Annotated in this window: 10 protein-coding genes; 4 read left to right on the top strand and 6 right to left on the bottom strand. The window is 57.3% G+C overall.

Annotated features, from left to right (window positions below; translation table 11 throughout):
* Positions 1-33: 33 nt before the first annotated feature.
* Entirely contained in the window at positions 34-3,189 is a 3,156-nt protein-coding gene (locus tag ACIPF8_RS13485; protein ID WP_400421679.1) for a CusA/CzcA family heavy metal efflux RND transporter, read from the top strand.
* Here ACIPF8_RS13485 and ACIPF8_RS13480 read toward each other — a convergent pair.
* From ACIPF8_RS13480 to ppk1, 6 genes are all read right to left on the bottom strand, one after another.
* Complete coding sequence (locus ACIPF8_RS13480) at positions 3,186-3,611, bottom strand: DUF1841 family protein (RefSeq protein WP_400421677.1); 426 nt, start codon at positions 3,609-3,611, stop codon at positions 3,186-3,188. The two genes, ACIPF8_RS13485 and ACIPF8_RS13480, sit on opposite strands and share 4 nt — an antisense overlap.
* 56 nt (positions 3,612-3,667) lie before the next feature.
* Positions 3,668-4,318: an endonuclease III gene (gene nth / locus ACIPF8_RS13475; RefSeq protein ID WP_400421675.1), complete on the bottom strand. Its 651-nt coding sequence runs from the start codon at positions 4,316-4,318 to the stop codon at positions 3,668-3,670.
* A complete protein-coding gene (gene rsxB, locus ACIPF8_RS13470; RefSeq protein ID WP_400421673.1) occupies positions 4,315-5,037 on the bottom strand; it encodes an electron transport complex subunit RsxB in 723 nt (240 codons plus the stop codon). The genes nth and rsxB overlap by 4 nt, the downstream gene beginning before the upstream one ends.
* Before the next feature lie 173 nt (positions 5,038-5,210).
* Entirely contained in the window at positions 5,211-6,446 is a 1,236-nt protein-coding gene (locus tag ACIPF8_RS13465) for a polyhydroxyalkanoate depolymerase (RefSeq protein WP_400421672.1), read from the bottom strand.
* A 227-nt stretch (positions 6,447-6,673) separates the two neighbouring features.
* Complete coding sequence (locus ACIPF8_RS13460) at positions 6,674-7,132, bottom strand: SixA phosphatase family protein (protein WP_400421670.1); 459 nt, start codon at positions 7,130-7,132, stop codon at positions 6,674-6,676.
* Positions 7,133-7,161: 29 nt separating this feature from the next.
* Positions 7,162-9,294: a polyphosphate kinase 1 gene (ppk1, locus tag ACIPF8_RS13455; RefSeq protein ID WP_400421668.1), complete on the bottom strand. Its 2,133-nt coding sequence runs from the start codon at positions 9,292-9,294 to the stop codon at positions 7,162-7,164.
* Between the two features lie 361 nt (positions 9,295-9,655).
* On the opposite strand from ppk1, the gene pstS reads away from it, so the two are divergent.
* The 3 genes from pstS (at position 9,656) to pstA (ending at position 12,911) form a co-directional block, all read left to right on the top strand.
* Positions 9,656-10,699 (top strand): phosphate ABC transporter substrate-binding protein PstS, encoded by a 1,044-nt coding sequence (gene pstS / locus ACIPF8_RS13450; RefSeq protein ID WP_400421666.1) that lies wholly within the window; start codon positions 9,656-9,658, stop codon positions 10,697-10,699.
* A gap of 293 nt (positions 10,700-10,992) precedes the next feature.
* Positions 10,993-12,021 (top strand): phosphate ABC transporter permease subunit PstC, encoded by a 1,029-nt coding sequence (gene pstC, locus ACIPF8_RS13445; protein ID WP_400421664.1) that lies wholly within the window; start codon positions 10,993-10,995, stop codon positions 12,019-12,021.
* Complete coding sequence (pstA, locus tag ACIPF8_RS13440; RefSeq protein ID WP_400421663.1) at positions 12,018-12,911, top strand: phosphate ABC transporter permease PstA; 894 nt, start codon at positions 12,018-12,020, stop codon at positions 12,909-12,911. The genes pstC and pstA overlap by 4 nt, the downstream gene beginning before the upstream one ends.

Here is a 12,911-nt window from a genome sequence, read left to right as displayed (position 1 = left end):
CCATTCCGCCCATGACGCAAAGGACCCGATTCCATGTTTGAACGCATCATTCGTTTTTCCATCGAGCAGCGCTGGCTGATCCTGCTGGCCGTGTTTGCGATGGCCGCACTCGGTATCTACAACTATCAAAAGCTGCCGATCGACGCAGTGCCGGATATTACCAACGTCCAGGTCCAGATCAACACCTCGGCGCCGGGTTACTCACCGCTGGAAACCGAGCAGCGCGTGACCTTCCCGATCGAGACCGTGATGGCCGGCTTGCCGCGACTGGAGCAGACGCGCTCCTTGTCGCGCTATGGCTTGTCGCAGGTGACGGTGATATTCAAGGACGGCACCGATCTCTATTTCGCGCGGCAACTGGTCAACGAACGGATCCAGGAAGCCAAGGACAAGTTGCCGGCCGGCGTGACGCCGGCACTGGGGCCGATTTCGAGCGGTCTCGGCGAGATTTACCTGTGGACCGTGGAAGCCAAGGACGGCGCCAAAAAGCCGGATGGCAGCTCCTATACGCCGACTGACCTGCGTGAAATCCAGGACTGGATCATCAAGCCGCAATTGCGCAATGTCAGCGGCGTCACCGAGATCAATTCGATCGGCGGCTTTGCCAAGGAATACCAGGTGGCGCCGGTGCCGGAAAAGTTGGCCTCCTACGGGCTGACGCTGCAGGATATCGTGACAGCGTTGGAGCGCAACAATAGCAACGTCGGCGCCGGCTATATCGAAAAGCGCGGCGAGCAGTTGCTGATCCGCGCACCGGGGCAGGTGCAATCGGTTGAGGATATCCGCAATATCATCCTCGGCAACGTTCAAGGCGTGCCGATCCGCATTCGCGATATCGGCGAGGTCGATATCGGCCGCGAGTTGCGCACTGGCGCCGCTACCGAGAACGGCCGCGAAGTGGTACTGGGCACAGTGTTCATGCTGATCGGCGAAAATAGCCGGGCGGTCTCGCAGGCGGTCGATCGCAAGATGGTAGAAATCAATCGCAGCCTGCCGGCCGGCGTTGAGGCGATCACGGTGTATGACCGCACGGTGCTGGTCGACAAGGCGATCAACACGGTCAAGAAGAACCTGCTGGAAGGCGCGATCCTGGTGATTGCTATCCTGTTCATGTTCCTTGGGAATATGCGCGCGGCGATTATTACCGCGATGGTGATCCCGCTGTCGATGTTGTTTACTTTTACCGGCATGGTGCAGTACAAGGTCAGCGCCAACCTGTTGAGCCTGGGGGCGCTGGATTTCGGCATCATCATCGACGGCGCGGTGGTAATTGTCGAAAATTGCGTGCGGCGCCTGGCGCATGCGCAAGCGCATCACGGCAGGCCGCTGACGCGCAGCGAGCGCTTTCATGAAGTGTTCGCCGCGTCGAAGGAAGCGCGCCGGCCGTTGCTGTTCGGCCAGGTGATCATCATGGTGGTGTACCTGCCGATCTTCGCGCTGACTGGTGTTGAAGGCAAGATGTTCAATCCGATGGCGCTGACGGTGGTGATTGCGCTGGTCGGTGCAATGATCCTGTCGATCACATTCATCCCGGCCGCGGTAGCCTTGTTCATCGGCAAGCGCGTATCGGAAAGCGAAAATTTCCTGATGCGCGGCGCCAAACGCTTCTATGCGCCGGTGCTGGATTGGGTGATGCAACACAAGGCGCCGGTGCTTGGCGCTGCGCTGGTCGTATTGCTGTTGTCGGGCTTGCTGGCGACGCGGCTCGGCAGTGAATTTGTGCCGAGCTTGAATGAGGGAGATCTGGCGATCCAGGCCTTGCGCATTCCGGGCACCAGCCTGACGCAGTCGCTGGAGATGCAGAAGCAGATCGAGAGCACCCTGAAGCGCAAGTTCCCTGAAATTGAGCGGGTATTCGCTCGTACCGGCACTGCGGAGATTGCCTCTGATCCAATGCCGCCGAATATTTCGGATGGCTACATCATGCTCAAGCCAGAGGCGGAATGGCCGCAGCCGAAGAAATCGCGGGCCGAGCTGCTGGCGGCGATACAGAAAGTTGCGAACGCTATCCCCGGCAACAATTATGAGTTTTCGCAGCCCATCCAACTGCGCTTCAATGAGTTGATTTCCGGCGTGCGTAGCGATGTCGCCGTCAAGATATTCGGCGACGATATGGCGGTATTGAATGATACCGCCGGTAAGGTCTCAACCGTGCTCGGCAAGATCGATGGCGCCGCCGAAGTGAAGATCGAACAGACTTCCGGCTTGCCGATGCTGACCGTGAACATCGATCGTGACAAGACCGCGCGCTACGGCCTGAATGTCGCCGATGTACAGGATGTGGTGGCTACCGCGATTGGCGGCAAGGAAGCCGGCACCTTGTTCCAGGGCGACCGCCGCTTCGATATCGTGGTGCGTCTGCCGGAGAACCTGCGCAGCGATCTGGAAGCCATCAAGCGCTTGCCGATTTCGTTGCCGCGCAGTGCAGGCGGGGAAGGGCGTACCAGCTATATTCCGCTGGCAGAAGTGGCCAGCCTGGAACTGGCGCCGGGGCCGAACCAGATCAGCCGTGAAAACGGCAAGCGCCGCATCGTGGTGAGCGCCAACGTGCGTGGACGGGATATTGGCTCGTTCGTATCCGAAGCCGAACAGAAGTTGCAGCAGCAGGTGAAAATCCCGAGCGGTTATTGGACCAGCTGGGGCGGCCAGTTCGAGCAGCTGCAATCGGCCAGCCAAAGATTGCAGATCGTGATCCCGGTGGCGTTGTTGCTGGTGCTGACCCTGCTGTTTGCGATGTTCGGCAACCTCAAGGATGGCTTGCTGGTATTCAGCGGCATTCCATTCGCCCTGACCGGCGGCATCGTCGCCTTGTGGATGCGCGGCATTCCACTGTCGATTTCCGCAGCAGTCGGCTTTATTGCCCTGTGTGGCGTAGCGGTACTCAATGGCCTGGTGATGATCGCCTTCATCCGCAGCCTGCGGGAAAGCGGCAGCAAGCTCGATGTGGCGATCCGGGAGGGGGCGTTGACACGTTTGCGGCCGGTGCTGATGACGGCACTGGTGGCATCGCTGGGATTCGTACCGATGGCGCTCGCTACCGGCACCGGCGCCGAGGTGCAGCGGCCTTTGGCGACTGTGGTGATTGGCGGCATCCTGTCGTCGACGATCCTGACGCTACTGGTATTGCCCATTCTGTACCAGTTGTTTCATCGTCGCGACGAAGATGCGGAAGAAGGAGTCAAGCCCTAGGCGCGCTTGCGAACGCAATCGATATACGCAGCGCCATCCGGCGGCAAGCCACTGCGCTGCGAATTCCAGATCATCTGGCCCAGGCATTCCATGATCTGGTGGTGCGCTTCATGTTCCGATTGCAGGTGCTGGGTCAATGCGGTGGCCGCGGCGCGGATACCGGGCGGCTGGTCGATCGAGATCTGCTCGGCGATCGATAAGTGCATCGATAAATGCAGGAACGGGTTGGTCTGGCCGTTCTCGACCGAATAGTCTGCGGCCAGCGCTGCTTCGACATCTTTCAGATCGCCAGCATATTCGGGATGCTGCTGCAGCCAGTCGGCAGCGATCGCTTCCAGCGGGGTCAGTATTTCGTTGGCATGCTGCTTGCGATAGGTTTCGCAAAAGAAGCGGCGTACGTCGTCTTGGGATGGGTTGAACATGATGCTGGGCCTGTTATCAATGAATTTGAGAGTGCGGTATATGGATCAAATTCAGATCAGATTCCTTTTTCCGGCAACGGCGTCTTGCTCTTGAAATCACACAGGTCGGCGATGTTGCAGTTCCAGCACAGCGGTTTGCGTGCGATACAGGTATAGCGGCCATGCAGGATCAGCCAATGATGCGCGTCCAGCAGGAATTCGGCCGGCACCAGTTTCATCAGTTTCTGTTCGACCGCGTCGACATCCTTGCCGGGCGCAATGCCGGTGCGGTTGGAGACTCGGAATATGTGCGTATCGACGGCAATCGTCGGCATGCCGAAGGCCGTGTTCAATACGACGTTGGCGGTCTTGCGGCCGACGCCGGGCAATGCCTGCAATTCTTCGCGGGTACGCGGCACCTGGCTGTCGTGCAGTGTCATCAGCATGCGGCAGGTCTCGATGACGTTCTTGGCCTTGGTGCGATACAGGCCGATGGTCTGGATGTACGGGATCAGGCCGTCGACGCCAAGCGCGTAAATCTGCCCCGGGGTATTGGCGACCGGGTACAGTTTGCGCGTCGCCTTGTTCACCGAGACATCGGTGGCTTGCGCCGACAGGATCACCGAGATCAGCAATTCGAACGGCGAGGTATATTCCAGCTCGGTGGTCGGATGCGGCAGCGCGGCGCGCAGGCGGGTGAATATTTCGCGGCGTTTTTCTGCGTTCATTGCGGGTCCTTGGCAGCTTGTTCTTTCTTTAGCCGAGCACGTTCGATCGCCGCCTGGATGATCGCTTTCTTGCGCTGCTGTTCGGCTTGTTGTTCTGGCGTGGCGGCAGCTTCGGCAGCGACTGCCTTGAGTTTTTCTGCGGCCTTGGCAGCCAGCCGGTCGTCGTTTTCCTGCTTTTCCCGGCGCAACCTGAATACGTGGAAGTCGTGGCGCGCGCGTGCGGCGTCGGCCTGCGCTTGCGTCCAGGCGTCCCAGCCGGTTTGCGTGCCGGTAGCGTCAACCATCGTAATGCAGTCGACCGGGCAAGGCGCCACGCACAGGTCGCAACCGGTGCACTGCTCGGCGATCACTGTATGCATCTGTTTGGCCGCGCCGGCAATTGCATCCACCGGGCAGGCCTGGATGCAGAGGGTGCAGCCGATGCAGGCCGCCTCATCGATGACCGCCAGCGGTCGCGGCCGTTCGACGCCGTTGGATGGATTGAGTGGAATCAATGGCTGGCCGAGTAGTTGCGCCAACCTTGCCACGCCTTGCTGGCCGCCGGGCGGGCACTGGTTATAGCTGGCGCTGCCGTCGGCGATGGCTTCGGCATACGGCCGGCAAGCCGGATAGCCGCACTTGGTGCATTGCGTTTGCGGCAACAGCGCTTCAATGCGGTCGGCGAGGGAAGGCGAGGATGGGGCTGGCACGGGCGGTAAGGAACTGGATGATGACAACATGGCGCGTATTATCCCGGATTCCTTGCCTGGGTGCTTATCTTTACTTGCAATCTGGCCATGCGCCCGCGGCGGCCGGAGTGCAGGATGTCAATTTTCGTGGCCGCAAATGAAAAAAGCCGTCCCGGTGAGGGAACGGCTTGTACCGCAAGTACATTAGAGCAGGATGAACGCGCTTACGCGTTGTCCTTGATAAATGTCGCGATTTTCGGGCAAATCACTTCGCGCCAGCGACGGCCGGAAAAAATCCCGTAGTGGCCGCACTTTTCTGCAGTGAAATGCTGTTTCTTGGCCTTCGGGATGGAGCTGCACAAATCATGTGCCGCCTGGGTTTGGCCCGGGCCGGAAATGTCATCCAGTTCGCCTTCGATGGTGAACAGCGCGACGCTCTTGATATCCTGCGGCCGCACCAGTTTGCCTTCGACTTCCCAGGTGCCTCGTGGCAGGGCATGATCCTGGAACACGGTCTTGATGGTTTCCAGGTAGTAATCAGCCGGCATGTCCAGCACAGCGTTGTACTCGTCGTAGAACTTGCGGTGGCTTTCCGCCGACTCGTTATCGCCTTCGCGCAGGTGCATGTAGAAGTCCCAGTGACTTTGTGCGTGGCGGCTTGGGTTCATGGCGACGAAACCGGCATGCTGCAGGAAACCGGGGTATACCTTGCGGCCGAAACCAGGGTAGTTCGACGGCACACTATATATAACGGTGTTTTCAAACCAGCTGAACGGTTTTTCGGTAGCCAGGTCGTTGACGTCGGTCGGCGATTTACTCGGATCGATCGGACCGCCCATCATGGTCATGCTCTTTGGCAGGTGGCTATCCTTGGCGCTGGCCATCAGTGAGATTGCGGCCAATACCGGCACTGTCGGCTGGCAGACCGAGATCACATGCAGATCCGGGCCCAACAGGCGGATGAAATCCTGCACGTAATATATATAGTCATGCAAATGGAAGGCGCCATCGCTGGCCGGGACCATGCGGGCATCGGTCCAGTCGGTGATGTAGACATCGTGTTCCGGCAGCAGGCCGCGGACGGTGTCGCGCAGCAATGTCGAGTGATGGCCGGAGAGCGGCGCCACCAGCAGTACGGTCGGCTGTTTGAGAGCGCTAACATCCTTATTGCTGAGGTTTTTCTTGAAGTGCAGCAACCGGCAGAACGGCAGCGTCTTGGCAACTTCTTCGACGATACCCACTTCCTTGCCGTTGATTAATGTGCTGGTGATGTCGAAAGCTGGCTTTTCGTAATCCTTGCCCAGTCGGTACATCAATTCGTAGCCGGCGGCGATGCGTTGCGAGAACGGCGTGTGCGCCAGTGGCGAGACAGGGTCGGTGAAAAGCCTGGCGCCGGCGTCTGCCCATTGCACCAGCGGCAGCATTAAAGACCGATTGAATTCGTGAAGTTGATAGAGCATACCTTGCCTTTTGGGTGGTCCTGAACAACAGCTACATAAAGTTGTATATATTGCAATGCAACAAATGACCTATTTTATCTTATGTAAAGACTTGCCGGGTAAATCCTGTAGTCGAGTAACAACGGTATAAATAGAAATACCTATTCGGCTAGGCTGGTCGCAAATATACCACTTGCCGCCCGCAAGTGAGAGGTAAGTAATAAGTACATGAGAGGAAGGGAGAGAGTCTATTTAGCAATCAGGTCGGACGACATGACCGCTTTCAGGTAGTTCGTCGTGATATCGCCACGCTCGCGCTGGGCAATCCACCAGACGTTGCCCTTACGGATCGACCATTCCTGCATCTGTCCCGCGATCAGCAAGGCGGCGACCTGGCCCAGCGTGGGTTGGTGGCCGATGATCAGCACCGGTTCGCGATTGAAGGGCCAATTGGCAACTGCCAGCAATTGTTCTGCCGAACAATCCGGCGCCAGGTGAGGGTGGGTCTTGAATTTACGGCCTAGCGCCTCGGCGGTTTGCACGGTCCGGGTCGCCGGGCTGCTGATGATTTTGCAACTATTGGGTAAATTGTGATCCAGCCAATCGGCCATTTTCCAGGCCTGCTTGTGACCCTTGCCGGTCAGCGCACGGCCCTCGTCCGGCTCGCCGATTTCTGCCTCCGCGTGTCGCCATAAAATCAGTTCCATGATGTGGGTCCTTGCTCGAATCCGTCTTTTTACTTTATTGGAGAAAGCGCGCCTAGGGAGAGCATCAGATGTCGTTGCGCACTATAGGGTTTTTGTCTGCGATGCGGCTTCGATTTATGCCAGTTGCCATCCGATCCCAGAATCCAGGCATTGGCATTGTCTTTTAAATAAGGCGTGAGCCCTTCGTTGATCACTCGCTTCTTGAGCGTCTTGTCATGCACAGGGAAGGCCACCTCGATGCGCCGGAACAGATTGCGGTTCATCCAGTCAGCGCTGCTCAGGTAGACATCGTGCTGCAGGTTGTTACGGAAATAATAGATACGGCTGTGCTCCAGGAAGCGGCCGATGATCGAACGAACGTGAATGTTTTCGGACAAGCCCGGCACGCCTGGCCTGAGCGCACAGGCGCCGCGCACGATCAATTCGATCTTGACTCCGTCGGCAGAAGCGGCATACAGCGCCCGGATCACGGACTCGTCCAGCAGCGCATTCATTTTGGCGACGATGCGCGCCGGCCGGCCTTTGCGGGCAATCTCGGCTTCATTATGGATGGCGCGGATGATTTCTTTCTGCAGCGAGAACGGCGCCAGCCACAGCAGATCCATTTTCTTGGGTTTGGTCAGGCTGGTCAAGTGCATGAAGACTTCGTTGACTTCGGTCGCCAGTTTCTGGTTCGAGGTGAGCAGGCCAAAGTCGGTGTACAGCTTGGTAGTGGTCGGGTGGTAGTTGCCGGTACCGAGATGGGCGTAATAGCGCAGTTCACCATCGCCGTTCTTGTCGCGCTCGCGGCGGATCACCAGCGATAGCTTGGCATGGGTCTTCAGTCCGACTACGCCGTACACCACCTGGGCGCCGGCGCGTTCGAGCTTGTCGGCCCAGTTGATATTGGCTTCCTCATCGAAGCGCGCCATCAGTTCCACCACCACAGTCACTTCCTTGCCGCGTTGTGCGGCAAGAATCAGGGCTTCCATCAGGTCGGAATTCATGCCGGTGCGATAGATGGTCTGCTTGATCGCTACCACATTAGAATCAAATGCTGCCGAGCGGACAAAGTCGATGACCGGCTGGAACGACTGGAAAGGGTGGTGCAGCAGCACGTCCTTTTTTTTCAACTGCTCAAAAATATCGTCAACCGCCGACAGTTGTGCCGGCAGCCCCGGCGAAAATGGCGGAAACCGCAGCGACGCATCGCCAACCTGATCGATCATCTCAGACAGGCGGACCATATTGACCGGCCCATCCACTGCGTACAAGCGGTTGGGGGCGATGGCAAATTGGCTGAGCAGGAATTGCGACAGATGCTCGGGGCAGCTGCGCGCCACCTCAAGTCGTACCGCAACGCCGAACTGGCGGCTTTGCAATTCGCTCTGCAGGGCCTGGCGCAAATTCTTCACTTCCTCTTCATCCACCCACAAATCGCTATTCCGTGTTACCCGGAATTGTGAATAAGACAGTATCTGGCGACCGGCGAAAAGTTCGCCGATGTGGGCATGGATGATGGATGACAACAGGCAGAACGAACTGCCCTTGGGCGACAGCACATCGGGCAGCTTGATGACGCGCGGCAGTACACGTGGCGCCTTGATGATGGCAATCGTAGTGCTGCGGCCGAAGGCATCCTTGCCCGCCATCTCGACAATGAAATTCAGGCTCTTGTTCAGCACTTGGGGGAAAGGATGGGCCGGATCGAGCCCGATGGGGGTGAGCAAGGGGCGTATTTCCTGCTCGAAAAAGGCTTTTACCCAAGCCCGCTGTTCTTCTGTACGGTCGTCGTGCCGCAGCAGATGGATGCCGATGGCCGACAGTTGCGGCAGGATTGCCTGGTTCAATATTTCATACTGGCGATCGACAATCTGGTGGCACTCGACGCTAGTGCGCTCCAGCGCGGCGGTCAGTGCGGGGGGATCTGCGCTTTCACCGTCGATGCGGCTGTTGGCGAGCAAGCTGGCGATACGGACTTCAAAAAACTCATCAAGATTGTTGCTGACTATGCATAAGTATCGCAATCGCTCCAGCAAGGGCACATGGCGGTCTTCCGCCTGGGCCATCACGCGGCGGTTGAAGGCCAGTTGCGACAGCTCTCGATTCAAATAGCTTGGGTTGGCGTCTAATCTGGCGCCTGAATATTTTGCTTCATCGTCCGACTTGGTTTTCTTGTTCATGAATCAGGGCAGCAGGTCTGATGGTTTTCGCGGAGTGTATGGAGTGAATATGACAGGTTGATGAACAAATTGGAAGATTTGTTAGCGTTATCTCGTCATTCAAGCCAGGCGACATTGGGGAACATAAAAAATTGCAAAAAAATAATAATTAACTGGCGTCAATTGTGCATCTTGATTAATTTCTTGGCAAGTTATCGAAAATCACAATCATTTTTCCCTCGTCATAAAGCTGTCATAAATGTTGGTTAGAGTTCGCCCTGTCTTAGGGGCTGTTGTGAAATTACCTTCCTTCCCACATGAAGTTCATTTCACAACAGTCTCAACTTAGGCACACCACACATAGTCCATAAGGGAGTAATAAATGCGATTGAATCACTACGTTAAAGCCGCCGTTATCGCAATGGGTGCGACATTGGCTGTTTCGTCGGTCATGGCAGCCGAAATCACCGGTGCCGGCGCTTCGTTTCCTTACCCGATCTATTCCAAGTGGGCTGAAGCCTACAAGAGCGCTACCGGCAATAGCCTGAACTACCAATCGATCGGCTCCGGCGGCGGCATCAAGCAAATCAAGGCCAAGACCGTTGACTTCGGTGCTTCCGACATGCCTCTGAAAGTAGAAGAGCTGAACGCCGACAATCTGGCGCAGTTCCCTGCAATCATGGGCGGCGTGGTGCCAGTCGTGAATCTGGACGGCGTCACCCCAGGTCAATTGAAATTGACTGGTCCGATCGTCGCTGACATCTACCTGGGCAAGATCACCAAGTGGAATGCACCGGAAATCGCAGCTCTCAATCCTGGCGTCAAATTGCCGGCTGACGACATCACTGTCGTGTATCGCGCTGACGGTTCGGGCACTTCCTTCGTGTTCACCAGCTACCTGTCGAAGACCAGCGCTGCTTTCAAGAGCACTGTTGGTGCAGGCACTGCTGTCAAGTGGCCAACTGGCGTCGGCGGCAAGGGTAACGAAGGCGTCGCTGCCAACGTGCAAAAGATCAAGGGTTCGATCGGCTATGTTGAATACGCGTATGCCAAGAAGAACAAGCTGCAGCACACTCAGTTGAAGAACCACGACGGCAACTTCGTGCAGCCTGACGACGAAACATTCAAGGCCGCTGCTGCTGGCGCCGACTGGGCCAAGACTCCAGGTTTCGCGTTGGACTTCACCGATGCAGCCGGCAAGACCAGCTGGCCAATCACCAGCGCTTCGTTCATCCTGCTGCACAAGACTCAAGCTGATGCAGCCAAGGGCAAGGAAGTGCTGAAGTTCTTTGAATGGGCATACAAGAACGGCGGCGCAGCAGCCACCGAACTCGACTATGTTGCGATTCCTGCTTCGGTTGTGAAACTGGTGGAAGAGTCCTGGAAAGCACAGATCAAGGACAACGCCGGCAAGGCAGTCTGGTAATTTTTGATGTGATGCCCGATGTGGGCCGGACGCTGCCTGGCGCCGGCCTTCATCGGGGGCATCAACCGATTCAGAGCAACGATTCGGGCATACAGTGCGAGCAGATTGTGGCAGTTTGAGGGCCAGCTGCTCGCCTTCTTTGAATATGGCAAGCGTATCAAGATCACGTATCAAGATAAACGCATCACTGGTACACGGTAGTCTTCACGCGAAACATCTCCTGCAAGTCGAGCGCGGTCCGGCCGCCGGATTAATCGCCACCGCATCTTATTCTTCATCGGATATCGCTACTCATGAGTGCAAATATTCCTGTCATGGCACAATCGATTTCACCCCAGGCAACCACCGCTGAACAAGCGGGTGTGTCGCATCAGGCCTTGCTTGCCACCATGCGTAAGCAACGGATTCAAGATTTTCTTTTCCACAAGGTCACGCTGTTATTCTCGCTGATCGTGCTGTTCGTACTGCTCGGCATCATTGTCTGCCTGGCGATCGGCGCCTGGCCGGTGTTCCGCGAATACGGACCATCGTTCATTACTACCGTCGAATGGGATCCGGTCAACGACCATTACGGCGCGATGATCGCCATCGTCGGTACATTGGTGACTTCATTTATTGCCCTGGTTATCGCCTTCCCGGTAAGTTTCGGGATCGCGTTGTTCCTTACTGAAATCTGTCCGGCAAAGTTGCGTCGCCCGCTGGGGACCGCAGTCGAACTGCTGGCTGGCGTGCCGAGCATCATTTACGGCATGTGGGGCCTGTTCGTGTTTGCGCCGCTGTTTGCCGAGTACGGCCAGCCGTTCCTGGCTTCCACGCTCGGCCATTTGCCGGTCATCGGCGTATTGTTCAGCGGCCCCAAGATGGGCATCGGCCTGTTGACCGCCGGCCTGATCCTGGCGGTGATGATCATTCCTTTCATTTCTTCCGTGATGCGCGACGTGTTTGAAGTTGTGCCTGCGGTGCTGAAAGAGTCGGCCTACGGGTTGGGCTGCACACGCTGGGAAGTGGTGCGTAAAGTGGTGCTGCCATATGCCAAGACCGGCGTCGTCGGCGGCGTCATGCTGGGGCTCGGCCGCGCATTGGGCGAGACCATGGCGGTGACTTTCGTGATCGGCAATGCACAACGGCTGTCATGGTCGCTGTTTGCATCCGGTAATAGTATCGCCTCGACGCTGGCCAACGAAATCGCCGAGGCGTCGACCACGCTGCATGTGTCGGCACTGTTTGCCCTTGGCCTGATCCTGTTCGTGATCACCTTCATCGTATTGTCGATCGCCAAAATCATGTTGATGGGCATGTCCCGTAAAGAAGGTGCCAAATGAAGAATTCCCCTCAAGTACAGGCCGATGCTTTGGATACGCCGGTGGTGAATGCCGTCTATCGCAAGCGTTTGCTGATGCACCGTTTCGGCATGGTGCTGTCATTCCTGGCAATGGCGCTGGGCCTGATGGTGTTGGCGTGGATCCTGGCGACACTGGTGATCAAGGGCTTCGGTGCCCTGAATCTGGGCATCCTGACGCAAAACACGCCGGCTCCCGGCTCCGGCGCCGGCGGTTTGCTCAATCCGATTATTGGTAGCCTGATGCTGGTTGGCCTGGCTACCGTATTCAGCACGCCGATCGGCATCCTGGCCGGCATTTATCTTGCTGAATATGGCGAGGAGAGCAAGCTGGCGCAGGTCACGCGCTTTGTTACGGACATCATGCTGTCGGCGCCGTCGATCGTGATCGGTTTGTTCGTGTATGCGATCTACGTTGCCAAAGTCGGACATTTTTCGGGTTGGGCCGGCAGCTTCGCACTGTCATTGATCGCCGTGCCGGTGGTGGTCCGCACCACCGACAACATGCTGAAGCTGGTGCCGGGCAATTTGCGCGAAGCCGCTTTTGCGCTGGGCGCGCCACGCTGGAAAGTCGCCTTGCTGGTGCGTCTGCGTGCAGTCAAGGCTGGTGTTGTGACCGGTGTGCTGCTGGCAGTAGCGCGGATTGCGGGTGAAACTGCGCCGCTGCTGTTCACCGCGCTGAACAACCAGTTCTTCAGCACCAACATGAACAAGCCGATCGCCAATTTACCGGTCGTCATCAGCCAGTTCGCGATGAGCCCGTTCGATAACTGGGTGCCGCTGGCATGGGGCGGAGCGCTGCTGATCACGTTCAGCGTGCTGCTCTTGAACATCCTGTCGCGCTCGTTGTTCAGCCAAAAAATTCCAGGTTAA

The organism is Collimonas sp. NPDC087041, from assembly GCF_044745265.1.
Lineage (GTDB): Bacteria > Pseudomonadota > Gammaproteobacteria > Burkholderiales > Burkholderiaceae_D > Collimonas.
This window is presented reverse-complemented; position numbering and strand designations above follow the sequence as displayed.

What these genes read in the sequence shown, in the direction of transcription:
- ACIPF8_RS13485 (WP_400421679.1), top strand. Translation starts at nt 34, where the DNA reads ATGTTTGAACGCATCATTCGTTTTTCCATCGAGCAGCGCTGGCTGATC.
- ACIPF8_RS13480 (WP_400421677.1), bottom strand. Translation starts at nt 3,611, where the DNA reads ATGTTCAACCCATCCCAAGACGACGTACGCCGCTTCTTTTGCGAAACC.
- nth (WP_400421675.1), bottom strand. Translation starts at nt 4,318, where the DNA reads ATGAACGCAGAAAAACGCCGCGAAATATTCACCCGCCTGCGCGCCGCG.
- rsxB (WP_400421673.1), bottom strand. Translation starts at nt 5,037, where the DNA reads ATGTTGTCATCATCCAGTTCCTTACCGCCCGTGCCAGCCCCATCCTCG.
- ACIPF8_RS13465 (WP_400421672.1), bottom strand. Translation starts at nt 6,446, where the DNA reads ATGCTCTATCAACTTCACGAATTCAATCGGTCTTTAATGCTGCCGCTG.
- ACIPF8_RS13460 (WP_400421670.1), bottom strand. Translation starts at nt 7,132, where the DNA reads ATGGAACTGATTTTATGGCGACACGCGGAGGCAGAAATCGGCGAGCCG.
- ppk1 (WP_400421668.1), bottom strand. Translation starts at nt 9,294, where the DNA reads ATGAACAAGAAAACCAAGTCGGACGATGAAGCAAAATATTCAGGCGCC.
- pstS (WP_400421666.1), top strand. Translation starts at nt 9,656, where the DNA reads ATGCGATTGAATCACTACGTTAAAGCCGCCGTTATCGCAATGGGTGCG.
- pstC (WP_400421664.1), top strand. Translation starts at nt 10,993, where the DNA reads ATGAGTGCAAATATTCCTGTCATGGCACAATCGATTTCACCCCAGGCA.
- pstA (WP_400421663.1), top strand. Translation starts at nt 12,018, where the DNA reads ATGAAGAATTCCCCTCAAGTACAGGCCGATGCTTTGGATACGCCGGTG.